Source organism: Brevundimonas sp. SS2672 (assembly GCF_059579685.1).
This window is the reverse complement of record NZ_CM184201.1, coordinates 2,183,452-2,204,798: the sequence shown is the minus strand read 5'-3', so window position 1 is coordinate 2,204,798 and position 21,347 is coordinate 2,183,452. Positions and strand designations below refer to the sequence as shown.

General features: G+C 67.6%; 21 protein-coding genes. 6 read left to right on the top strand and 15 right to left on the bottom strand.

Going from position 1 to position 21,347, the window contains the following annotated elements:
* Positions 1-154: 154 nt before the first annotated feature.
* The 9 genes from AC52GN_RS10985 to folE form a co-directional block, all read right to left on the bottom strand.
* The gene (locus AC52GN_RS10985) at positions 155-1,084 is read right to left on the bottom strand and encodes a DUF3829 domain-containing protein (protein ID WP_453988811.1); all 930 of its coding nucleotides are present in this window, start codon (positions 1,082-1,084) and stop codon (positions 155-157) included.
* A 128-nt stretch (positions 1,085-1,212) separates the two neighbouring features.
* Complete coding sequence (locus tag AC52GN_RS10980) at positions 1,213-2,745, bottom strand: UbiD family decarboxylase (RefSeq protein ID WP_496527064.1); 1,533 nt, start codon at positions 2,743-2,745, stop codon at positions 1,213-1,215.
* 10 nt (positions 2,746-2,755) lie between these two features.
* A complete protein-coding gene (locus tag AC52GN_RS10975) occupies positions 2,756-3,397 on the bottom strand; it encodes a Pr6Pr family membrane protein (RefSeq protein ID WP_496527063.1) in 642 nt (213 codons plus the stop codon).
* On the bottom strand, positions 3,397-3,645 hold the full coding sequence (locus AC52GN_RS10970) for a helix-turn-helix domain-containing protein (RefSeq protein ID WP_291776742.1): 249 nt from the start codon (positions 3,643-3,645) through the stop codon (positions 3,397-3,399). Before AC52GN_RS10970 ends, AC52GN_RS10975 begins: the two co-directional genes overlap by 1 nt.
* A gap of 38 nt (positions 3,646-3,683) precedes the next feature.
* On the bottom strand, positions 3,684-4,538 hold the full coding sequence (locus AC52GN_RS10965) for an aldo/keto reductase (protein WP_496527062.1): 855 nt from the start codon (positions 4,536-4,538) through the stop codon (positions 3,684-3,686).
* Positions 4,539-4,580: 42 nt separating this feature from the next.
* Positions 4,581-5,447 (bottom strand): alpha/beta hydrolase family protein, encoded by an 867-nt coding sequence (locus AC52GN_RS10960; RefSeq protein WP_496527061.1) that lies wholly within the window; start codon positions 5,445-5,447, stop codon positions 4,581-4,583.
* A 63-nt stretch (positions 5,448-5,510) separates the two neighbouring features.
* The gene (locus tag AC52GN_RS10955; RefSeq protein ID WP_496527060.1) at positions 5,511-7,352 is read right to left on the bottom strand and encodes a gamma-glutamyltransferase family protein; all 1,842 of its coding nucleotides are present in this window, start codon (positions 7,350-7,352) and stop codon (positions 5,511-5,513) included.
* A 138-nt stretch (positions 7,353-7,490) separates the two neighbouring features.
* Positions 7,491-7,931, bottom strand: a complete 441-nt coding sequence (locus AC52GN_RS10950) for a biopolymer transporter ExbD (RefSeq protein WP_291776734.1) — start codon at positions 7,929-7,931, stop codon at positions 7,491-7,493.
* 195 nt (positions 7,932-8,126) lie between these two features.
* Complete coding sequence (folE, locus tag AC52GN_RS10945; RefSeq protein WP_338578186.1) at positions 8,127-8,741, bottom strand: GTP cyclohydrolase I FolE; 615 nt, start codon at positions 8,739-8,741, stop codon at positions 8,127-8,129.
* A gap of 140 nt (positions 8,742-8,881) precedes the next feature.
* Here folE and cysS point away from each other — a divergent pair, with 140 nt between their 5' ends.
* Positions 8,882-10,288: a cysteine--tRNA ligase gene (gene cysS / locus AC52GN_RS10940; RefSeq protein WP_496527059.1), complete on the top strand. Its 1,407-nt coding sequence runs from the start codon at positions 8,882-8,884 to the stop codon at positions 10,286-10,288.
* Between the two features lie 155 nt (positions 10,289-10,443).
* Here the strand turns inward: cysS and AC52GN_RS10935 are convergent, their stop codons facing one another.
* Positions 10,444-11,730, bottom strand: a complete 1,287-nt coding sequence (locus AC52GN_RS10935; RefSeq protein ID WP_496527058.1) for a lytic murein transglycosylase — start codon at positions 11,728-11,730, stop codon at positions 10,444-10,446.
* A 357-nt stretch (positions 11,731-12,087) separates the two neighbouring features.
* Between AC52GN_RS10935 and ykgO the strand changes: the two genes are divergently transcribed.
* The 4 genes from ykgO to AC52GN_RS10915 all read left to right on the top strand — a co-directional run bounded on the left by ykgO (position 12,088) and on the right by AC52GN_RS10915 (position 13,830).
* Positions 12,088-12,213, top strand: a complete 126-nt coding sequence (gene ykgO, locus AC52GN_RS10930) for a type B 50S ribosomal protein L36 (protein ID WP_003165750.1) — start codon at positions 12,088-12,090, stop codon at positions 12,211-12,213.
* Between the two features lie 262 nt (positions 12,214-12,475).
* On the top strand, positions 12,476-12,748 hold the full coding sequence (gene gapR, locus AC52GN_RS10925; RefSeq protein ID WP_121482427.1) for a nucleoid-associated protein GapR: 273 nt from the start codon (positions 12,476-12,478) through the stop codon (positions 12,746-12,748).
* 10 nt (positions 12,749-12,758) lie between these two features.
* The gene (locus tag AC52GN_RS10920) at positions 12,759-13,199 is read left to right on the top strand and encodes a hypothetical protein (RefSeq protein WP_496527057.1); all 441 of its coding nucleotides are present in this window, start codon (positions 12,759-12,761) and stop codon (positions 13,197-13,199) included.
* A gap of 64 nt (positions 13,200-13,263) precedes the next feature.
* Positions 13,264-13,830 (top strand): hypothetical protein, encoded by a 567-nt coding sequence (locus tag AC52GN_RS10915; protein WP_496527056.1) that lies wholly within the window; start codon positions 13,264-13,266, stop codon positions 13,828-13,830.
* 40 nt (positions 13,831-13,870) lie between these two features.
* Here the strand turns inward: AC52GN_RS10915 and AC52GN_RS10910 are convergent, their stop codons facing one another.
* Entirely contained in the window at positions 13,871-14,533 is a 663-nt protein-coding gene (locus AC52GN_RS10910) for a hypothetical protein (RefSeq protein ID WP_496527055.1), read from the bottom strand.
* Between the two features lie 57 nt (positions 14,534-14,590).
* Complete coding sequence (gene hdhA / locus AC52GN_RS10905; RefSeq protein ID WP_496527054.1) at positions 14,591-15,418, bottom strand: 7-alpha-hydroxysteroid dehydrogenase; 828 nt, start codon at positions 15,416-15,418, stop codon at positions 14,591-14,593.
* A 109-nt stretch (positions 15,419-15,527) separates the two neighbouring features.
* On the opposite strand from hdhA, the gene AC52GN_RS10900 reads away from it, so the two are divergent.
* A complete protein-coding gene (locus AC52GN_RS10900) occupies positions 15,528-16,115 on the top strand; it encodes a DUF805 domain-containing protein (protein WP_496527053.1) in 588 nt (195 codons plus the stop codon).
* Positions 16,116-16,139: 24 nt separating this feature from the next.
* On the opposite strand, the gene AC52GN_RS10895 is transcribed toward AC52GN_RS10900, so the two are convergent.
* From AC52GN_RS10895 to AC52GN_RS10885, 3 genes are all read right to left on the bottom strand, one after another.
* Positions 16,140-17,609 (bottom strand): sigma-54-dependent transcriptional regulator, encoded by a 1,470-nt coding sequence (locus tag AC52GN_RS10895; RefSeq protein WP_496527052.1) that lies wholly within the window; start codon positions 17,607-17,609, stop codon positions 16,140-16,142.
* Between the two features lie 115 nt (positions 17,610-17,724).
* The gene (locus tag AC52GN_RS10890; RefSeq protein ID WP_496527051.1) at positions 17,725-19,530 is read right to left on the bottom strand and encodes a DUF4153 domain-containing protein; all 1,806 of its coding nucleotides are present in this window, start codon (positions 19,528-19,530) and stop codon (positions 17,725-17,727) included.
* A gap of 60 nt (positions 19,531-19,590) precedes the next feature.
* On the bottom strand, positions 19,591-21,231 hold the full coding sequence (locus tag AC52GN_RS10885; RefSeq protein ID WP_496527050.1) for a family 43 glycosylhydrolase: 1,641 nt from the start codon (positions 21,229-21,231) through the stop codon (positions 19,591-19,593).
* Positions 21,232-21,347: the final 116 nt, after the last annotated feature.

Below are 21,347 nucleotides of genomic sequence, written 5' to 3'. Positions count from 1 at the left end.
GGGGCTCGCGAAACAAACCAGGGCGGCGACGGCCGCTGTGACGAAACGGTCAAGGCGCATAGGCCCTTCGTGATCCGATCACAGCCGTCTGGCAACCCCGACGCACTTCGCGAGGAGCGCGTCCGGCCGCTCGTGACGGCCGGACGCAGGGTCGTCAGGCGGGCAGTTCCACGCGGTTCATGTTGCCGATGGCGCTGTTGTAGCGGTCCACGACCTGCTCGCGGTAGCCGTCCGAGTTGGACTGCTTGAAGTCGCGATAGGCGCCGACCATGCCGCTGAGGTTGTCGGCGATGCTGGACAGGTAGGACTTGTTGCTGTTGTCCGCCGGCATCTTGGCCTGCTCTTCGCGCAGCTTGGCGATGGCGGCTTCCATCGCCGGCAGCTGGGCGTCGGCCTCGGCCTTGTTGTCCTCCATCACCGCATTGGTGAACAGGTCGGCCTTCTGCATGGCGTCCAGCAGGCTGGCTTCCGCGGCGTGGCCGCCCTTGCGCATGACTTCCAGCTTGGCCGCGTTGCTGGCGCGCTGATACTCGCTCAGGGCGACGTCCAGTTCTTCGATCCCGGCGACGCTGCCCTGGTAGGCCTGCGTCTGGGCGTCGTGGGCCGCCTTGGCCTTGGCCAGGGCGTCGTCGCGATAGGCGCGGGACTCGAAATAGGGGTCGAGCGCCTGCCACTGGGCCAGCAGGGCCTCCAGTTGCGGGATCAGCTTGTCGGCCGCTTCATCGGCCTTCTTGCCCTGATTGCCGCCGTTCAGCGCCCGGCCTTCTTTCAGCTTCGCGATCGCGCGCTCCAGATGCGAGATGTTCTCCGGAAAGTGCAGCGTCGCCGTCGCGGAGGCGTTCGGGATGTCCAGCTTCTGATAGTCGCCGAAGTATTTCGACACGCCCCAATGCTCGTCGATCAGCGCGTTGAAGGCGTCGATGTAGAGGCTCATCTTTTCCTGAGTGGCCTCGTTGCCCGCCGCCTGAGCGACCGACTTGGGCGCCGGGTTTTCGGCATTGCCCTTGCTGTCGCCGCACGCCGAAAGGCTGAGCGCGGCGGCGAGTGCGAGCGTGGCGACGCCGGCGCTGGTGCGTGAAATCATATGGATTCCCCTAAGCCGATCAGCGCGCCCCAAGCGTCGCCGTTCCTTCGGCCGGGAAACTGAACGCCGATCAGCCTATAGGGTTCTCTCGCGAGACGAGTTTTTGCAAACGGCTCACAGGAACCGCGTCAGGCCTTCCAGATCGGGGACCCATCGCCCGGCAGACCCAGCGCGGCCCACTTCTCCGACACGCGGTCGATCACGTCCTGCTCCATGCGGATTTCCTCGCCCCATTCGCGCTTGGTCTCCGGCTCCCACTTGTCGGTGGCGTCCAGACCGATCTTGGAGCCCAGGCCGCTCTCGGGACTGGCGAAGTCCAGGTAGTCGATCGGGGTATTCTCGATGACGGTGATGTCGCGCGCCGGGTCCATCTTGGTCGAGACGGCCCACATGACGTCCTTCCAGTCGCGGGCGTTGATGTCGTCGTCCACGACGATGATCCACTTAGTGTACATGAACTGGCGCAGATAGCTCCAGCAGCCCATCATCACGCGCTTGGCGTGACCCGGATAGGCCTTCTTCATCGACACCACGGCGATGCGATAGCTGCACCCTTCGGGCGGCAGCCAGAAGTCGGTGATCTCGGGGAACTGCTGGCGGATCAGGGGGATGAAGACCTCGTTCAGCGCCTCTCCCAGCACCGACGGTTCATCCGGCGGGCGGCCGGTGAAGGTGGTCAGATAGATGGGGTCCTTGCGCATGGTGATGGCGCTGACCTGGAAGACCGGGAACTTCTCGACCGAGTTGTAGTAGCCGGTGTGGTCGCCGTAGGGGCCTTCGTCCTCGAACTCGTCCAGCAGGACGTGGCCTTCCAGCACGATCTCGGCCTGGGCCGGGACCATCAGCGGCACGGTCTTGCACGGGACCAGTTCGGCCTTTGACCCGCGCATCAGGCCCGCGAACTGATACTCCGACAGGGTTTCCGGCACCGGGGTCACGGCGGCCAGGATGGTCCCCGGATCGGCGCCGAGCACGACGGCGCAGGGCAGGGGCTCCTTGGGTTTAGCCTTGCGGTGCCGGGCGTAGTGCTGGGCGCCGCCGCGATGGGCCAGCCAGCGCATGATGGCCTTGTCCTTGCCCAGCACCTGCATCCGATAGATGCCCAGGTTGAAATCGTCCTCGCGCTCGTCCGACGGCCCCTTGGTCACCACCAGGCCCCAGGTGATCAGCGGCGCCGGCTCGCCGGGCCAGCAGCCCTGAATGGGCAGGGCGGTCAGGTCGATCTGATCGCCCTTCAGCACTACCTCCTGCACCGGGGCCTTCTTCACTGTCTTGGGCCGCATGGACATGACGGTCTGGGCCAGCGGCAGCATCTCCATGGCGTCGCCGAGGCCGCGCGGCGGCGTCGGGTTGCGCAGGAAGGCCAGCAGTTCGCCGACCTCGCGCAGTTCGCCCGCCGTGGTGCGTTGCTTGCCTTCCAGCGTCACGCCCATGGCGACGCGCTTCACCGTGCCGAACAGATTGGCGAGGCAGGGGATGGGGCTGATCGTGCCGTCGGGCATGACCGGCTTCTCGAACAGGACCGCCGGGCCGCCGTTGCGCAGCAGCCGGGTCTGGATCTCGGTCATCTCCAGATGGGTGGAGACGGGCTCGGACACACGGACCAGTTCGCCGTCGGCTTCGAGGACAGCAATGAAATCGCGCAGGGACTTGTAGGCCATGTGCTGACGCTTAGGCGGACGCGAGCCGTCTGTCACGCCGTCCGAACGCGCGATCGATCGCCACGACGACAAGGCCCAGCAGCAGGAAGAAGATCAACAGGCCCGCGAAGCTCGCTGCGGCCCGAGCGAGCCCCAACTCGTCCACATTGATGAACCAGTAGGGCCACCAGCCCGTCATCGCCCCGTGCGTCAGGGTCCAGCCGCCGTAGACCAGCGGAAACGTCAGCCACTTGATCGCGTCGATCCAGCGCAGCCGCCCCTTGGCTGTGAACAGCAGCCAGTCGCCGACGAAGGCCAGCGGCATGACGGTGTGCAGCAGCGTATCGGCGACCTTCTGCCAGCCCTGCGGATTCCAGGTCTGGGCCAGCAGCAGGTGATAAACGACGCCGACCACGACGATGTACATGGCGACGGCGGCCCGGACGCCCTCGCTTCGGCTCCACCGGCCCAAGGCACCGTCGGGCGCCAGCGCCGGCCCCGTCAGGGCCAGCGCCGCCAGCAGATTGGTCAGGATGGTGAAGAAGCTGAAGAAGTTCAGCGTCAACACGCCCGCCCCGACGCCGGGGTTGTTCTGCAGCAGCAGGGCGTACTGCAGGCCCAGCGCGCCCCAGCCGATCACGGCGAACAGCGCGCGATACAGACGTGCGCGCATCAATAGGCCGGGGCGTCCGACACCAGCGCCCACACCGGCAGGCGCAAGACGCGGGTGGCGGCGTCCAGGCGGGCGGAATCCAGCCGCTCGCGTCCCGCCTCGACCCGTCGCAGGGCTTCCGGCGTCAGGTCGATGGCGGCGGCCAGATCAAGGAAGGCGACGCCGCGCCGGTCGCGCCAGCGGCGGATGCGGGCGCCGACGACGGCGTCCTGCGGGTCAATCGCCGGAAAGCCCAGAACCGAACCCAAGACCGCCTCCTTCGCGAAGCGCCTGAAACCATGTCAGATCAGGCATCCTGATCCCATTGGAAAGCCTCGTCCAGCCAGTCGCCGATACGGCCGTCCGGGCGGGCCAGGTCGTGGATGCGCGCCATATCATCGGCCGACAGCGCGAAGTCGAAGACGCCGAAGTTCTCGGCGGCCCGGCTTTCCCTGGTGGTGCGCGGAATGGCGACGACGCCCTGCTGGATGATCCAGCGCAGGGTGATCTGACCGTTGGTCTTGCCGTGCGTTCCGGCGATTTCGCTGATCACGGCGTCGTCGGCGATCCTGCCCTGGGCCAGGGGCGACCAGGCGGTGATGGACGAGCCGAGTTCGCGCGCCGTCTCGATCAGCGTCTTCTGCGACAGATAGGGGTGATACTCGACCTGGTTGGTGATCAGCGGCGCGTTCGACAGGGCGACGGCTTCGCGGAACAGGGCCGAGGGGAAGTTGGACAGGCCCACATGCTTGGTGAAGCCCTTCTCCTGGGCCTCGTTCAGGGCGCCGATGGTTTCCAACAGCGCCGGCGTCGGCTTGGGCCAGTGCAGCAGCAGCAGGTCGGGCGTTAGGCTCAGGCTGAGCGCGGATTCCTCGGCCTGACGCAGCAGGGCGTCGTGATGGAAATGCTCGACCCAGATCTTGGTGGTGACGAAGATGTCGTCACGCGTGACGATCCCTTCAGCCACGGCGTCGGCGATGCCGTCGCCGACCGCCTTCTCGTTCTTGTAGATCCAGGCGGTGTCGATGTGGCGATAGCCGATGCGCAGGGCCTCGCGCACCATGCGGCGGGCGTCCTCGGGCTCCAGCTGCCAGGTGCCGAAGCCGAGCAGCGGAATCTCGACGCCTGAGGCGGTCACGGTCGGCTGGTCGGAATAGGGCATGGGGAGGCTCCGTAAGGGGGAGCCCTGGATATAGGCGCGCGCTCAGGGCTCGCCATTGTCCAGCCAGTGGAAAATCCGCTCCCACAACGGCTCCATCCCCTTTCGGAAGGCGCCCTCGTGACCGATGCGGCGGACGCCGAAGTCGCCGGGCGCATGGAGGCTGATGTCAGAGGGGGCGTGGGGATAGACGCTCAGCAGATCGCGCGCCGTGCCGGGCGTGGCGATAGGGTCGTCGGTGAATATCCAGGACCGGATCGGGGCGGTCACGGCCTCATAGTGATGGGGCCGAAGGCTGGTCTCCAACTCCCTGGAGAAATACGCGCGCTTCATGCACCAGCGCCGCCAGGTGGTGAAGACGCCGCGCGGCAGATCGGTCCCGGCCCACAGGCCGCCGCCCTTGATATAGCCGTGCCGCATCAGGCTGAACGGTCCGAAGCCCAGCCAGAAGAACAGCTCCATCGGATTGTAGCTGCGGTGGTGCCCGCCCCACCAACCCGTGCCGACCGAGACGAAGGCGTGCCGCTCGATCCGATCCTGATTGGCCATGAAGCCCAGGAAATGTCCGCCGACGCTGTGGCCGACATGGACGACGGGCAGGTCCGGCGCCGCCGCGATCAGGGCATCGAGGGCGGCGGGCATGTCCAGACGGCCCCAGTCCGGATAGTCCATCCGCATGGCTTTCAGATCGTCCGGCCGCGACCCGGCGATGCCCCGGAAGTCATACGTCAGCACCGCCGCGCCCCGGCCCGCCAGATAGCGGGCGAAGCGCTCGTAGAAGCCCTTGGGAAAGCCCGTGCCGGACGAAACCAGCACGGCGATCCGAGGTTGGGCGGCCGAAACCAGCCGCATCGACAGCGGATAGCCGTCGGCGGTCGGGGCGGTGAAGTCGCGCGTGACGAGATCGGTCATCAGGTCCGTCCAGATTGGAAACGAACCCTAGCCGGTTGACGTGGCGTCAGGTCAACAACCTGATCAATAGGCCAGGGCGTTGCCGTCCTTGCGCATCTCGGTGGCGGCGCCGTAGGTCCAGCGGCCCTGCTCGTTGATCTGCTTCATCACGTTCTGATAGCCGCCGAAACCGCCGTCGGGCGGGCCGAGGTCCCAGCCCATGGCGGTCAGCTGCCGCTTGGTCGCTTCGGGCACCCCGGATTCGAGGTGCAGCTTGCCGACGCCCTCGGCCGGTTGGCCGGTCGGTTCGGACGAGCCGTAGTGCTGCCAGCGCGGGCTGTCGCCGGCCTCCTGCGGGTCGAGGCCGTAGTCGACCATGTTGATGATGATCTGAGCCTGGCCCTGCGGCTGCATCCCGCCGCCCATGACGCCATAGGCCAGCCACGGCTCTCCATCCTTGCAGGCGAAGCCGGGGATGATGGTGTGGAAAGGGCGCTTGCCGGGGGCGTAGACGTTCGGGTGGCCGTCGGTGAGGGAGAACAGCTCGCCGCGGTTCTGGAACATGAAGCCCAGCGTCCGGCCGTCCGGGCCGTCCGGCGTCAGGCCGCCGCCCATGCCGCGATAGTTGGACTGGATCCAGCTGACCATCATGCCTTCGCTGTCGGCCACGCTGAAATAGGTGGTGTCGCCCTGCGTCGGCGCGTCGCCGGGGAAGACGCGGTCCATGACCCGGTTGGGGTTGATCAGCTTCGCTCGTTCGGCGGCGTATTCCTTGGAGTTCAGCCAGGCGGTCGGAGCCTTGGCGAAGCGCTCGTCGGCGAAGTAGCGGGCGCGGTCCTCGAAGGCCAGGCGCTTGGCCTCGGCCTGGATGTGGATGGAGGCGGCGGACTGGAAGCCCATCGCCTTCAGGTCGAACTGTTCGCAGATGTTCAGGATCTGGTTGGTCGACAGCCCTTGCGTGTTCGGGCCCAGCGAATAGACCTCGACCCCGCGATAGGTGGTCATCAGCGGCTCGACCCATTCGGTGCGGTGGGCGGCCAGATCGGCGCGGGTCATCCAGCCGCCGATGCGCTTGAAATAGCGCTCGATGTGGTCGGCGATCACCCCGTCGTAGAAGGCGTCGCGGCCCCCCTCCGCGATCAAGCGCAGGGTGCGGCCCAGGTCGGGGTTGGCGAAGATCTCGCCCGTCTTCGGCGTGCGGCCGCCGGTCAGCCAGACCTTCTTGCGGTTGTCGTTCTCCTCGATCGTCGCGGCGCTCCGGTCGAAGTTGGCCATGCCGCGCTCGAGGTAATAGGCCACCACCTGCGGCACCGGCACGCCCTGTTCGCACAGTTCGGCGACGGGCAGCAGGACGTCCTTCCACGGCAGCTTGCCGTAGCGCTGGTGCGCGCTCCACCAGGCGTCGACCGTGCCGGGCACATTGACCGTGACCGCGCCGTAGCGGGGCAGGTAGCCGTTGGCTCCGGCCCTGGATCGCGCCGTTTCAAGCGACAGGCCGCGAGGGCTGTTTCCTGAACCGTTGAAGCCGACGACCTTCTTCTGGGCCGGGTCCCACATCAGGCAGAAGGCGTCGCCGCCGATGCCGTTGGCGGTCGGCTCCAGGAAGCCCAGGGCGGCGTTGATGGCGATGGCGGCGTCGATGGCCGAGCCGCCGCGCCGCAGGGTGTCCAGGCCGATCATCGTCGCGGCCGGGTGGGCGGTGGCCGCGGCGCCGTTCGCGCCCCAGACAGTGGAACGGCCGACGAAACGCGGCCCGGTGATGCGGTCGCCGATGCCGACGCCGGCGTAGGGATCGGGCGTGGGCGCAGGCTGGACGGAGGTTGCGGCGGGAGGCGGGACGGCGGCGCTTTGCGTCTGCTGGGCGTTGGCGGCCCCCGCCATCAAGGCTCCGGCCGGCAGGGCGGACAGGAAGGTACGGCGACGCATGATGATTTACTCCCCCTCAATCGAGGCGCGCATTGAGGCCGGAACGCGGGGAGGGCGCAAGCGCCGAAAAGCCGGACGGGCAAAGAAAAAGGGCCGCCCGAGGGGGCGACCCTTTTCCGTATCCGGCTGAAGACCCGATCAGGTGATGTCTTCGTTCAGCAGGCCGACCTTGAAGTAGCCGTTTTCCTGCAGGGTGTTCATGACTTCCATGAACTGGTTGTATTTCACTTCCGGCTCGGCGCGGACGAAGACGCGCTCGTCACGGCAGTCGGCCACGGCGCCTTGAGCGGCGCAGACGTCAGCGGCCAGCTTGGAGAGGTTGGTTTCCGTTTCGGCGATGTAGAGCGAGCCGGATTCCTGGATGGTGATGTAGACCGGCTCTTTCGGCTCGGCGTCAGCGGCCGGCGGCGTGGCCGGCGGCAGGTCCAGGCGGATCGACACGGTGGCCATCGGGGCCGCGACCATGAAGATGATCAGCAGCACCAGCATGATGTCCACGAACGGCGTCACGTTGATGTCCGCGTTCTGTTGCGCCAGCTTGCCGCCGCCGCCGCCGCTCGAAGAAAGTTTCGCGCCCATTACGCCCTCGTCTCCATCAAGGCCCGCACCCTCCGGCGGACCACACTGAAAGTCTCGCTCGTCTCTTGGCGTCCTGAAGCGGGCTTGTAAAGCCGTCGAATGCGAGGAAATGACGCCGCCGGGGGAATAAGATTGCGAATTCGGCGCAAAGCCGCCTTAGCCGCGATCAATTCAGCCCCGGTTCAACCCCGGATTTCAGCCTCGGGCCAGTTTGAGGAATCGCTCGGCCAGCGCCGGGTCGTCCTTGAAGGCGCCGGTGAAGCGGGTGGTGATGGTCGAGACGTGGCGGTGATGCACGCCGCGCGTCGTCATGCACTGGTGCGCCGCATCGACCAGCACGGCCACGCCCTTGGGCTGCAGGTGCGATTCGATGGCGTCGATGATGTCGTTGGTCAGGGTCTCCTGGTTCTGGAGACGGCGGGCGAAGATCTCGACCACCCGCGCCAGCTTGGAGATGCCCACCACCTTCTCGCCCGGCAGATAGGCGACGTAGGCCTTGCCCAGGAAGGGGGCCAGGTGGTGCTCACAGTGGCTCTCGACCTCGATGTCGCGCAGGATGACCATGTCGTCATAGCCGGTCACGTCCTCGAAGGTGCGGCTCAGCTCCTTGCCCGCGTCGGCGTCATAGCCGTCGAACCACTCGCCATAGGCGTCGACCACGCGCTTGGGCGTGTCCAGCAGGCCGGGGCGGTCGGGGTTGTCGCCGGCCCAGGCGATCAGGGTGCGCACGGCCTCCAGCGCCTGTTCGCGGCTGGGGCGCTTGGACGCCTCATTGGCGACGAGGACGGGCTTGGCGGGGGTGCTGCTCATGAAACGATCCGGCGGCGGCGAGAGCGCCTGTTCAGAATACTATTATATATGGACTTGGGCGCGCGGCCCTGACTGTCTATCAGGCCGCTATATGGGACACCTCGTCCGTCCCGCAAGAAAACTCGCAAAAGACCTGACCCATGGCCCTGCACATCCACGACACCCTGCGCCGTGAAAAGCGCCTGTTCGCGCCGCGTGATCCGAACCGGGTGAGCCTCTATGTCTGCGGCCCGACGGTCTATGACTACGCCCATATCGGCAACGCCCGCCCGCCGGTGGTGTTCGACGTTCTGGTGCGCCTGCTGCGCCGCACCTATGGGGCGGACAAGGTGGTCTACGCCCGCAACGTCACCGACGTGGACGACAAGATCAACGCCAAGGCCGCCCGTGAAGGCGTCGCCATCGGCGAGATCACCGCCCGCTATGAGGCCGCCTATCTGGCCGACATGGGCCTGCTGAACGTCTCGCCGCCCGACATCGCGCCGCACGTCACCGACTACATCGAGGCGATCACCAAACAGATTCAGGCCATCATCGATTCCGGCTGCGCCTATGCCGCCGAGGGCCATGTGCTGTTCGACGTGTCGTCCTATCCGTCCTACGGCGCGCTGTCGGGGCGCAATCTGGACGACATGATCGCGGGCGCCCGCGTCGAGGTCGCGCCCTACAAGAAGAACCCGCACGACTTCGTGCTGTGGAAGCCGTCCAAGGCGGACGAGCCGTCCTGGCCGTCGCCGTGGGGCGAAGGGCGTCCGGGCTGGCACATCGAATGCTCGGCCATGATCGAGGAGACGCTGGGCCTGCCCATCGACATCCACGGCGGCGGCATCGACCTGGTCTTCCCACACCATGAGAATGAGATCGCGCAAGGGGTCTGCGCCCACGGTCACGCCCACGGCGACGATGCGCACGACGAATACGCCCGCTACTGGATGCACAACGGCTTCCTGACCGTGGACGCCGAGAAGATGTCCAAGTCGATCGGCAACGTCCTGCTGCTGCACGATCTGGTGCAGGCCATGCCGGGCGAGGTGGTGCGTTGGGCCTTGTTGAGCGCCCACTATCGTCAGCCGCTGGACTGGAACCAGACCCTGCTGGAGCAGAGCCGCAAGAACCTGGACCGCCTCTACGGCGCCCTGCACCGCGCAGCCGGGGTCGAGGCGGCGGACGTGGAGCCGCCGGTCGAGTTCATGAAGTCCATCGAGGACGACCTGAACACGCCGGGCGCCATGGCGGCCCTGTTCGCCCTGTCCAGCGACATCGAGCGCGGCATGACGGCGGGCGACGAAGGCGCGGTGGCGACGGCCAAGGGGCAGTTGATCGCGGCGGCCTCGATCCTGGGCGTGCTGCAGGCCAACCCGGCCGAGTGGTTCTCGGGCGTCGACGAAGGGCTGAAGGCCGAGGTCGAGGGCTTGCTGGAGCAACGCGCCGCCGCCCGCACGGCCAAGAACTGGGCCGAGGCCGACCGCATCCGCGACCGGCTGAACGAGCTGAACGTCGTCGTCATGGACGGCCCGCAAGGCGCGACCTGGCGCATGAAGGGCTGAGGCCACCTTCTCCCCTTGTGGGAGAAGGTGGCAGGCGTAGCCTGACGGATGAGGGGTTGCGGGACGTTAGCCTTGCCGCCCTTCATTCGATTTCGGAGAGACCCCTCATCCGGCCCTGACGGGCCACCTTCTCCCACAAGGGGAGAAGGAAGCGGTCAACGCGCCCGCCTGATCAGCTCATCCGCCAGCACGTCTGTCAGATAACCGTCGGCCGTGCGCCCGTTCGCCTGTTGCCAGCGGCGAAGGGCGGCGCGGGTGTTGGCGCCGATGACGCCGTCGACGCCTTGCGTGTCGAAGCCCATGCGGGTCAGGGCCTGCTGGGCGCCGACGCGCTGATCCCGCGTCAGGGGGCCGTCGTTGGGCCAGGAGGCCTTCAGCGCCGGCTTGCCCGCCACGCCGTCGGCGATCATGCCGATGGCGAGCGCATAGCTGACCGAGTTGTTGTAGCGGCGGATGACGTAGTGGTTGGGCAGGGCCAGGAAGGCCGGCCCCTTGGCGCCCTGCGGCAGCAGGATGGCCGCGCCCTCGGCCGCCTCGGCGCTGTTGGGCGAGGAGCCGTCGGCCAGGCGCACGCCGCGCGCGACCCAATAGGCCCAGGGGTGCTTCGGCCCCTCCGCTTCGGCGTAGTCGAAGTTGGAGGGCAGGACGACCTCATAGGCCCAGCCCTGACCGCGCTTCCAGCCCGCCTGGGCCAGCAGATTCGCGGCCGAAGCGAGGGCGTCGGCGTCCGAGCCCCAGATGTCGACCTTGCCGTCGCCGTTCTGATCGACGCCCAGCTTCAGATAGTTGTCCGGCATGAACTGGGTCTGGCCCATGGCTCCGGCCCAGCTGCCCTTAAGCCCTGCGCGGTCGCGCTTGCCCGTGACCACGATGTCGAGGGCGTGCTTCAACTGCTCCTCGGCCCAGGCGCGGCGGCGGCCGTCATAGGCCAGGGTCGCCAGGGAGCGGATGACGTCGAAATCGCCCTGAACCTGGCCGAAGGCGCTTTCCTGGGCCCAGACGCCCAACAGGATCTCGGTCGGAACGCCGTATTTCTGGGTCACGTCCCACGGCACGCGGTCGACGCGCTGGCGGGCCATGGCGATCTGCGCCGGGGTGGTGGCGTTCTGGATGTAGACCCCGGCGGGGCGGGAGAATTCGGGCTGGTTGCGGTCCAGGCGCACGACGCTGGGGTTGGGCGTCACGCTCTCCAGTTCGCGGGCGTAGTCCCATTTGCGGGCGCCGCCGTGGCGCTCCAGGAAGCTCTGCTTCCAGGCGTCGAAGCTGGCGTGGTCATAGGCGTCGCTGAGATCCGTCTGGGCGGGCGGAGGCGCGGGGACGGGCGTGGCGGGCGCTGGCTCGACCACGGGCGGCGGCGCAGGCTGGGGCTGCGGCGGCGTGGGAACCATGGGTGTGCAGGCGGCGACCGACCCCAGCAACAGAAGGCGATAAGCGATACGCATAAACATAGGCTAACGCCCCCGAATTCCACGACCAATCACAAGCGCGCGAAGGCTCGATCAGTTTCCGTGATAAGGATGAAGGCGCCGTTAACCCTTTTCGGCAGTAGGCGGTTAAGGGGCGACAATTTACATTGCGCCGTTCCCTGAGCACGGCCTGGTGGCGGAGGGGCGACGCGTCGGACGTGCATGTCCGAAGACCCTCCGTTCGACTCGGAGGCCAGGCCTCCAGCGGATTCCCCGCGCGGAATGTTGACGAAAGGCCATGGCCTCTCTATACGACCGCCTCCGCCGCAGGTTCGCCCGCGGCTCTTTTGTTTTACCCGCCCTCACGGGCCTCCAAATCCGGGACGTCCGACCATGAAGGTCCGTAGCTCGCTGAAGTCGCTGAAGGGTCGCCACCGCGACTGCAAGATCGTTCGCCGCAAGGGCGTTCTGTACGTCATCAACAAGACCGACCCGCGCTTCAAGGCCAAGCAAGGCTGATCAGGCGCGCCCGGCGCGCCCTGCCTCTTGCAGGCGAGGCGCGCGCCGACCGTCGGTGGATGGGATGACTATCCACAGGGCCGCGGGCGTTGTCCGCGGCTTTTTCGCGTCCGGCGTTGAGCGCAGGCTCGCGCCTGACTAGTGATTCTTTTTTAGTCGCCCTAACGGCCTTCGGCCTGCTTGAGGGCGTGGTTCTTTCCTGCCCTGACGGCCGTCCGGCCTGATTGAGGGCGCAGCCTGATTTGAGTTCTGGAGTTCAGTCATGGACGACGCTTCCTTCGACGCCAGCCCCGACGTCCTGACCGCCACGGCCCAGGGCCGCCTGCGCTCCATCATCGAACGCCTGGAGCGCCTCGAAGAGGACAAGCAGGCGGTGATGGCCGACATGAAGGAGGTCTTCGCCGAGGCCAAGGGCGAAGGCTATGACGTCAAGGTGCTGCGCAAGGTCATCCGCATTCGCAAGCAGGACAAGGCCAAGCGCCAGGAGGAGGAGGCGATTCTCGACCTCTATCTCTCGGCCCTCGGCGAGGTCTGAGGCGGCCGGCTTGAAGCGCACGCCCTTCAAGCCTCCCAGCGACGGCCCTTCAGGCTCCAGCAGCGTGAAGGGCGGCGGCGCGAAGCTGCGCTCCAGCGGTTTCAAGCCGAAGGGCGATAGCGCCGCTAAAAACAAGCTGTTGAGCCCCTGGGAGCAACAGCGCGAGGCGGCCAGGCGCTCTGCGCTCAACGCCCTGAAACGCGCCCGCCGCTCGGCAGAGAAGGCGGGCGTTTCCCTGTCCGACTGGGAGGGCGAGTTCCTCGATTCGGTCGGGGAGCGGGTTCGTGAACACGGACGCGCCTTCGCCGATCCGGAAAAGGGCGCGCCGGGCCAAGCCCTGTCGGCCATGCAGGGCCGCAAGCTGAAAGAGATCACGGCCAAGGCCAAGGGCGAGCCGCGTCGATTCGGCCGACGGCCGGGGAGGGCGCCGGAGCGCGAGGGGGACGAATGAGGCAACCGCCTTGCTGGGCCGGACGTTGCGCCTGCGGATTTCCGCCCCTTGAGAGGGAAGACCGATGAAACGCTTCGTTCCCGCCGCCCTGACCGGCGGCCTTATGAGTCTGAGCCTGGCGCTGGCGGCCTGCGGGGAACGGCCGGGCGCCGCGCCCGAGGCCGCATCCGAGGCGACGCCGGATCTCAGCGGCGGCCCGGCGACCGCGCCCCAGGCGGTCGCTCCGGCGTCCGGGACGACCCAGGCCCTGCCCGCCGTCGACGAGGCGGCGGCGCGCGCCTTCGTCCGCGAGGAAGGCTCCACGCTGGAGACGCTGACCTTCGAGCGGGTCGGGTCGGTGACGAAGGAAGGGATGGTGAAGGGCTATGCGGCGCCGGTCTACGCCGTGCCCGTCGCGTCCGGCCAGACGTTGAAGGTCGCCTTCAAGCCGTCGAACGCCAACCTGTATTTCAACATCAGCGATGCGGCGGATCAGAGCGGCGCCGCCGTGTTCCGGGGCGAGGTCGATGGGGAAACCGCCGAGTTGAAAGCCTCGAAGGACACGACCTACGTCATCACCCCCTATCAGCCTCGCGCCATGGCGCGGCGTGATGAGACGGGCTCCTATACCCTGACGGTCAGCCGAAGCTGATGAGGAGGGGCGGCGAGCGAGATCGCCGCCCTTTCCTTCCTTATGGCAGGGCGTTCAGGCGCATGGCCGACAGGTAGGGCTGATAGGCCGTGCGGGCGGCGGCGGCGCCGGACAACTCATCCTGTTCGATGTGGATGGTCAGGCCGTAGCGGCCCTTGAGCGCGCTCATCAGCGAGCCGACGCGGCCGCCTGAATCCTTGGGTTCGACGCCGATGACGACGGTCTCGCCGGTCGGGCTGTCCATGACCACGGCCAGGTAGTCCTCGCCGCCGATCGAGGCCAGGGCGGGGGGAGACGACAAGGCCATCTCACGCACGCCCTTGGTAATTTCCACGCCTGCGACGACGCTCTTGAACGCGGTCTCCTGCGCTCCGGCGAGCAGGCGGGACAGGGGGCCGCTTTCCTCCGGAACGGGCGCCTTGGAATCGATCAGCAGGATTTCGGCGCTGGTTCCCGGCTCTCCATAGGTCATGGAGACGGAAAAGGCCTGGCACTCGATTTCCGTCAGGGGTTTGCCGGCAATGGTCCGGGCCGCGGGCATGGCGGCCAGCAGGGGATGATTCTCGCATTCGGGCGGCAGGGCGACCCTGGACGCGGCGGAGGCGGCGGCCTCGGCCTTCGCCGGCGCTTCCGCATTGGAGCAGGCGGCGGTCAGGACGGCGACGGACGCCAGGCTCAAGGCGATGGCGGCAGGACGAAACAAGATGGCACGCTCCCCTACGTGAACAGGACGACGAGGTGTGGCCTGTAAAGCTCGCCGTTAAAACCCCGGAAGGGGATCGGTCAGTCCAATTCCTGAACGCCGCCGCCGGAAACGGTCAGTATCTGGCCGCTGATCCATGACGCGGCGGGGGGAACACAGGAACAGCGCCGCGCGGGCGATGTCGTCGGGTTGGCCCAGACGGCCCAGAGGCGTGTGTTTCAGCATGGCCTCTTCGATCCCGGGCGTCAGGACGCTGGCCAGGGCGTCGGTCTTGATGGCGCCCGGCGCGACGGCGTTGACGCGAATGCCCCTGGGGCCCAGGTCGAACGCGACGTTGCGGGTCAGATGACTGACCGCCGCCTTGGACGATCCGTAGGACGCCATGCGGGCGTTCTTGTTGTCGCCGGCCATCGAGGTGATGTTGAGGATCGCCCCGCCGCCCGCGTCCTGCATGTGCGGCGCGGCCAACTGCATGAAGCGGAAGGGCGCGAAGACGTTGAGCTGATAGGCGCGCTCGAAATCGCTCATCGGCATGTCGAACGGCTTGGGCCCGCCGCCGCCCGCATTGTTCACCAGCAGGGTCAGCTTGCCGAAGGCCGCGACGACGGCCTCGACGGCGGCGATGCGCTGGGCTTCATCGGTGACGTCGCAGGCCAGGCCGACGGCGTGTCCGCCCGCGCGGACCACGCCGTCCGACACGGCCAGGGCCCTGGCTGCGTCCAGATCGGTGACGGCCACCGCGGCGCCCGCCGCGGCGAAGGTCTCAGCGATGGCGCGGCCGATGCCCGCCCCTGAGCCCGTCACCAGGGCGACCTGTCCGTCCAGTCGAAAATGCGCGTCCATCGTCTGCGTCGCCTGTTGCTGTTCGTTGCGTTCAGCCAGCAAGCGTGGATCGGCTGCGCACGGTTCCATTCTCAGGGGAATGGCATGACCTTCGCCCCTGGCTGACGTACCCCTGTGCGTCGAGTTGATTCTGGCAAAGAAGGGGGCGCGCGTGTCGACGATACTGGACGGCTTCAGGCGATTGACGGATTTCAGCGGGCGCGACCGGCGCGGGCGTTTCTGGCCCTATGCCCTGGTGGTCCTGGCGTTGGCCTATGTCGGAATGGCGGCGGTGATGATTCCGCTGATGGCCGGCGTCTTCGCCGAGGCGACAGCCTATGCCGCTGCAAACCCTGACCAGGCCACGGTGGTGAGCGGGCCGGGCTATTACTCGGTGCAGATTCACGACCCCGAGGCGATCGCCATGCCGGATTTCGGCCTGGTCTTCACGGCGGTCGGCATCGCTGCGGCGCTGACGGTGATCCTGCTGGCGGCGGCGGTGACGCGGCGGCTGCATGACACCAGCCGGGCTGGATGGTGGGGGCTGCCGCCGGTGGTCTTTCTGACGACGGGACTGCTGCTGTTCCCGCGCATGATGGATCAGATGATGCAGTCGGAAGCGGAGGCCCCGTCGATGGACCTCTTCTTCCTGCTGTTCGCCAACAATCTGATCTACATCATCTGCCTGCTGGGGCTGATCATCCTGTTGGTGCTGGACGGGACGAAGGGGCCGAACCGCTATGGCCCTCCGTCCGACTGACCCGTCTGACCGAGGACGACGTCCTCAGCCCGCTTCCTTGACCTGCTCTTCCAGCCCCTGTTCGCGGACCTTGCGGTAGAGGGTGGAGCGACCGATGCCCAGGCGGCGGGCGATCTCGGACATGTGGCCGGAATAGACCTCGATCGCGTGCTGGATCAGGTCGCGTTCGATCTGCTCTAGGGTGCGGACGTGGCCGCGATCATCGGTGATGCGGACCGGGCTGTCGTGCAGGCCGTCATCGTCGGCGGAGGCGGAATGCGACGCCGCGGCCGAGGCGCTGTCGCCGGCCGGCGCTGCGGCCATGTCGTCCAGCGGCACGGCGACGCCCGAGATGGCCGGGAAGTCGTGCGGCTGAAGCAGGGGCGAGTCGGCCAGGACCAGGGCGCGATAGACGGCGTTCTCCAACTGGCGGACGTTGCCGGGCCAGTCGTGGCCCTGCAGCAGGGCCAGGGTCTCGGGCGAGCAGCCCGCGACGCGCTTGCCTTCCTCGACGTTGAAGCGGGCGATGAAATGCTCGACCAGGGCCGGGATGTCCTCGCGCCGTTCGCGCAGGGCCGGGGCCTCGATCGGGAAGACGTTCAGGCGATAGAAGAGGTCCTCGCGGAAGGCGCCTTCCTTCACCTGCTGGGCGGGGTCGCGGTTGGTGGCCGAGACGATGCGGACGTCGACCTTGACCGGACGCTTGCCGCCGACCGGATCGACCTCGCCCTCCTGAAGGGCGCGCAGCAGCTTGACCTGCATGTCCAGCGGCAGTTCGCCGATCTCGTCCAGGAACAGGGTGCCGCCGTTCGCCTCGACAAACTTGCCGGCATGTTTCTCATGTGCGCCGGTGAAGGCGCCTTTCTCGTGGCCGAACAGGATGGATTCGACCAGATTGGCGGGCAGGGCGCCGCAGTTGACCGCGACGAAGGGCTTGCCCGCCCGGTCCGAGGCGCCGTGCAGGGCGCGGGCGATGACTTCCTTGCCGACGCCGCTTTCGCCGGTGATCAGCACGGGGATGGAGGACTTGGCCGCGCGCTGGCCCAGCGCCTTGACCATGCGCATGGGCTCGCTGTCGCCGACCATGTCGTCGAACGAGGAGCGGCCCGTGGCCCGCTTCTTCAGACGGCCGATCTCGGCGGTCAGCTGGGTCATCTGCAGGGCGTTGCGCACGCCGACCAGCAGGCGTTCGGGGCCGACCGGCTTGACGAAGAAGTCCTGGGCCCCGGCCTGCATGGCCCGGACCACCGTCTCGATGCCGCCGTTGGCCGTCAGCACGATGACCGGCGTCGCGACGCCCGCCGTGCGCATCTCGGCCAGGGCCTCCATGCCCGACAGGCCCGGCATGACCAGGTCCAGCAGAACCACGTCGGCGCCGCCGCCCTTGGTCAGGCGGTCGATGGCCTCGCCCCCGCTTTCGGCGTGGACGACCGCATAGCCTTCGCGGTCCAGCACCGCCTGGATCAGGCGGCGCTGCGTGGGATCATCGTCGACGACCAGAACGGTCTTGGCCATAGGAACACACCCTTCAACATCACCATCGAACGGCCGTCCTCGTTAGGTCGGGACTGGCTCGTTTCGACACAAACCTAGAACGGAGGGAATGAAGATGGAGTTTCGGAGACCTGAGTCAGGGGTTAACGGCGACAGGCTTTGGACAGACGGTTTCCGGCTGCAGCCGCCCGGTCACGGCGCCCATGTTCAGATCGGGCCAGGGTGAGGCGGCGGCCTTGAGGTCGGGATGCTTGAGCGCCTCGCGCAGGTCGCGACGGCCGGGGCCGGGGCAGTGGGGAACCTGATAGTCGCCCTGATGGACCCAGCGGCCTTCGGCGTCCTGTGCGAACAGGGCGATGTTGTAGGCGGTGGCCAGCAGGATCTCGTCGCGACCGTCGCCGTTCAGGTCGCGCTGCGCGGCGAGGCAGTTGTCTTCGCTGTTGCAGACGTAGCGCGGATCAGGGGGCACCGTCGGGGCCAGGAAGGCGGCGGGCAGGGGCTTGTCCGCCGGCCAGGGGGCGATGTTCGGCGCGCGCGGGGGCAGGGCGGCTTCCTCGACGTCATAGCGCGAGGTCGAGGCCTGGGCCGCCTTGGCGCGGCGGGCGATCTCTGCGTCGGAGGATTTCGCCAGATCGGCCAGGGCGGCGCGCCCCGCCTTGCCTGCGCCGAAGCGCAGGAAGGCGTAGTCGAACTGGACCGCGCTGACGGCGCCGCGCTTCAGCCGGGCCATCTGGTCGTTGACGGATAGGCGGGCTGGGTCGGCCAGGGGGCTGAACAGGGCCAGGATGACCAACACCGTCAGCACGGCGGCCAGGACGTTGGTGCGCTCCAGCGGCTTCATCCAGGCGCTCTTGCGCCACAGGGGCGACAGGGCGGCCCATCCGTATCCGGCGGCGTAGAGGACGCCGACCAGGGCGCAGGCCGAAGCGATGATGCGGTCGGGCGTCAGGCCGTGCTGGCCGATGCGCAAGGACAGACCCCAGAGCGCGATCAGGATCAGCGGCGTCAGCAGCACCGCTGCGATCCGCACCGCCACGCGCAGGGCGGCGGGCGGCAGATTGTCCTCGCGTCCGTCCTGGTAGGCCGTGTTGATCAGCACGATCAGGGCGGCGGCGGCCGACAGCACCAGGGCCGTGGCGCTGCCCGTCTTCCACAGCCCGTCCAGGCCGGTGAAGGGCAGGGCGGACAGGAAGCCCGCCACCAGAACGATGATGACCAGCAGCAGCCAGGACAGCAACATCAGAGCTACCGTCCGCACGCCCCGGATCAGGCCGCCGCGCACGTCGGTCAACTGCACCGCCACGGCGAACACCAGGCAGGTGACGGGGATGGAGAACCACGCCTCGCCCATCAGATCGGACAGGAAGCTGAGACCGATGACGCGGAACAGGGCCGCGCCCAGGAACAGCAACAGCCAGAAGGCGCCGGTAAAGCCCAGCGACAGGACCAATTGCACCCCGGCTTTCCACGCCGTGTCGAAATAGTCGTCGTAGTCGGCGATCCAGCGCCGCCCCTCGATCGCCGGAACGATCAGGTGATGGGCGATGAACAGGGCCGCCGCCGCGAAGGCGACGACCGGGAAGCGCAGATAGGGCGGGCGGAAATAGTCGCTCGCCTGCTGGGCCGCGTCGTGCCAGCCCAATAGCGCCAGCACCGCCGCCGCGATCGCGCCCCACAGCGCCAGCGTCTTCCATCCCATCCGCCCGACGCCCGCCAGCAGCATGATCGGAGCGAATGTCGCCGCCAGCACCAGGGCGGCGAACAGCGAAGGCTGGGTGGCAGGCCAGGCCAGGGCCGCGTTGTTCGACGCCGAGCGATACAGGAGATAAAGGATCAGCCCCTGGATCAGGCCGATCCCGATACGGACGGCTGCGAGCCCGCGCGCGCCCTCGAGCGAGGCGCGGCCGGTGGGGGCGAAATGATCGGGGCCGTTCAAGGTCATGCGCCTTCCTGAGCTTCGCCGGCATCTGACGACGGATCGGCCCCGATGGAAAGCCTGCCGTTACAGCGCCTGGAAACGGAAGTTGCGGAACCGCGCTTCGCCCTGGCCCGCGGCGTAGAGGCCGGGCCGAAGCATCATGAAGCCGCCGCGCACATTGTGATGGTAGCCCGAGACCTCCATCTGGCGGTCGAACTTCGTCCATGTCCGACCGTCGGGGCTGTGGTGGAAGGTGATGATATGCCGGTCGTTGGTGAGGCGCAGGTGCATCCGTCGTCCGTGGGGATTGGCGGGGCGACCGCGCTCCAGTCCATACTGGTGGGTGACGAAGCGGTCGGGATCGAAGCCCAGACCGGCGTAGAGGGCGTGGTCATAGAAGACGACCAGGCCGGCCGTGCAGCCCGGATCGATCTCGATCTCGCATTCGATGCGATAGGCCTGTTCGCCCTGGGAGAAGGTCAGGGGCGAGCAATCGCGGGGAGATCGGCCCTTGGCGCGCAGGTGCAGAACCCCGTCGCGGCGCTGGAAGCGGTCGGCCTCGTTCGGTTCGGCGGCGTAGAAGCTCCACTGAAGACCGAAGCGGTCCTGTGAGAAGTCGTCCGACAACGCCATGCCGTGCGGCGGGCGCGCGACGCCGGGCGCGCGGGGGGCGGGCAGGGGCAGGGGCGCGGACAGGTCGCCGCCCCTGGCGTGGAACCAGCCGTCCTCGCTCCATTCGACCGGATCCAGCAGGGTCTGGCGGCCCAGGGTCCAGAAGGCGTTCTCATAGCCGTGGTAGACCATCCACCAGCCGCCTTGCGGGCCTTCGACCAGGGTGGCGTGGCCGCGCGACCACCATTTTTCAGCCGCTGAGGCGGTGCGGACCAGCGGATTGCCGGGGTGATCCTCCCATGGGCCGTGAACAGAGCGCGACCGCGCCGCGATGACCATATGGCCGGTGGGCGGCCCCGCCGTGCCGCCCACGGCGGTGATCATGTAGAACCAGTCGCCGCGCCGGATCAGCTTGGGCCCTTCGGGCGAGAAGCTTTCGGCCGTCCAGTCGTCGGGATAGCGCCAGGGGTCATAGACGTGTCGGACTGGTCCCGCTGTCGACAGGCCGTCGGGGGCCAGGGGGACCATGTCGCCGTTGTTCAGGAACAGATAGCGCCCGTCGTCCTCGCCGACGATGTGGCCGGGGTCGATGTGGTCCGGCAGATGAAGGTCGATCGGTTCGCTCCACGGACCGGCGATATCATCGGCCCACAGCACATAGTTGGAGCGATATTCCTCGGTGCGCGCCGGGACATAGAGATAGTAGCGGCCCTCGTGGCGGCACAGTTCGGGCGCCCAGACCGAGCCGATGTAGCGTTGCAGCGCCGCTGTGACCGGGGTCCAGTTCACCAGATCTGTCGAGCACCAGATCACCAGGCCGGGAACGGATTCGAACGAGGAGAACGTCATGTAGTAGACGTCGCCGTCCTTCAGGATCGTCGGGTCGGGCCGGTCGCCCGCCATGATGGGGTTGAGGAAGCGGCCGTCGTCCAGGTCCGCGCGACGCTGGCCTTCAAGACCGCGGCTCCAGTTCTGGCCCGACCATTCCTGGCCGAAGGGCGCCAGTTGATCACGGGCCTGGCCGGCGGCCAGGGTCGATGCGGGCAGGCTGGCCGCAGCCGCGCCGGCGGCCAGTCCTCCGAACAGCCCCCGCCTATTGATCGCATCCGCCATTTCGCGCGCCTCCCCGTGACGATGAATGAATGACACCGGTGACAATCCCCAGTCCCGCGCCTGCCGTCCAGAAGAAAAACCGGCCTGCGAAGATGTGGAGGGCGGCGAGACGTTGC

Excerpts from the sequence above, each read along its gene's own strand:
- AC52GN_RS10985 (WP_453988811.1), bottom strand. The coding sequence starts at position 1,084 with ATGATTTCACGCACCAGCGCCGGCGTCGCCACGCTCGCACTCGCCGCC.
- AC52GN_RS10980 (WP_496527064.1), bottom strand. The coding sequence starts at position 2,745 with ATGGCCTACAAGTCCCTGCGCGATTTCATTGCTGTCCTCGAAGCCGAC.
- AC52GN_RS10975 (WP_496527063.1), bottom strand. The coding sequence starts at position 3,397 with ATGCGCGCACGTCTGTATCGCGCGCTGTTCGCCGTGATCGGCTGGGGC.
- AC52GN_RS10965 (WP_496527062.1), bottom strand. The coding sequence starts at position 4,538 with ATGCCCTATTCCGACCAGCCGACCGTGACCGCCTCAGGCGTCGAGATT.
- AC52GN_RS10960 (WP_496527061.1), bottom strand. The coding sequence starts at position 5,447 with ATGACCGATCTCGTCACGCGCGACTTCACCGCCCCGACCGCCGACGGC.
- AC52GN_RS10955 (WP_496527060.1), bottom strand. The coding sequence starts at position 7,352 with ATGCGTCGCCGTACCTTCCTGTCCGCCCTGCCGGCCGGAGCCTTGATG.
- AC52GN_RS10950 (WP_291776734.1), bottom strand. The coding sequence starts at position 7,931 with ATGGGCGCGAAACTTTCTTCGAGCGGCGGCGGCGGCGGCAAGCTGGCG.
- folE (WP_338578186.1), bottom strand. The coding sequence starts at position 8,741 with ATGAGCAGCACCCCCGCCAAGCCCGTCCTCGTCGCCAATGAGGCGTCC.
- cysS (WP_496527059.1), top strand. The coding sequence starts at position 8,882 with ATGGCCCTGCACATCCACGACACCCTGCGCCGTGAAAAGCGCCTGTTC.
- AC52GN_RS10935 (WP_496527058.1), bottom strand. The coding sequence starts at position 11,730 with ATGCGTATCGCTTATCGCCTTCTGTTGCTGGGGTCGGTCGCCGCCTGC.
- ykgO (WP_003165750.1), top strand. The coding sequence starts at position 12,088 with ATGAAGGTCCGTAGCTCGCTGAAGTCGCTGAAGGGTCGCCACCGCGAC.
- gapR (WP_121482427.1), top strand. The coding sequence starts at position 12,476 with ATGGACGACGCTTCCTTCGACGCCAGCCCCGACGTCCTGACCGCCACG.
- AC52GN_RS10915 (WP_496527056.1), top strand. The coding sequence starts at position 13,264 with ATGAAACGCTTCGTTCCCGCCGCCCTGACCGGCGGCCTTATGAGTCTG.
- AC52GN_RS10895 (WP_496527052.1), bottom strand. The coding sequence starts at position 17,609 with ATGGCCAAGACCGTTCTGGTCGTCGACGATGATCCCACGCAGCGCCGC.
- AC52GN_RS10890 (WP_496527051.1), bottom strand. The coding sequence starts at position 19,530 with ATGACCTTGAACGGCCCCGATCATTTCGCCCCCACCGGCCGCGCCTCG.
- AC52GN_RS10885 (WP_496527050.1), bottom strand. The coding sequence starts at position 21,231 with ATGGCGGATGCGATCAATAGGCGGGGGCTGTTCGGAGGACTGGCCGCC.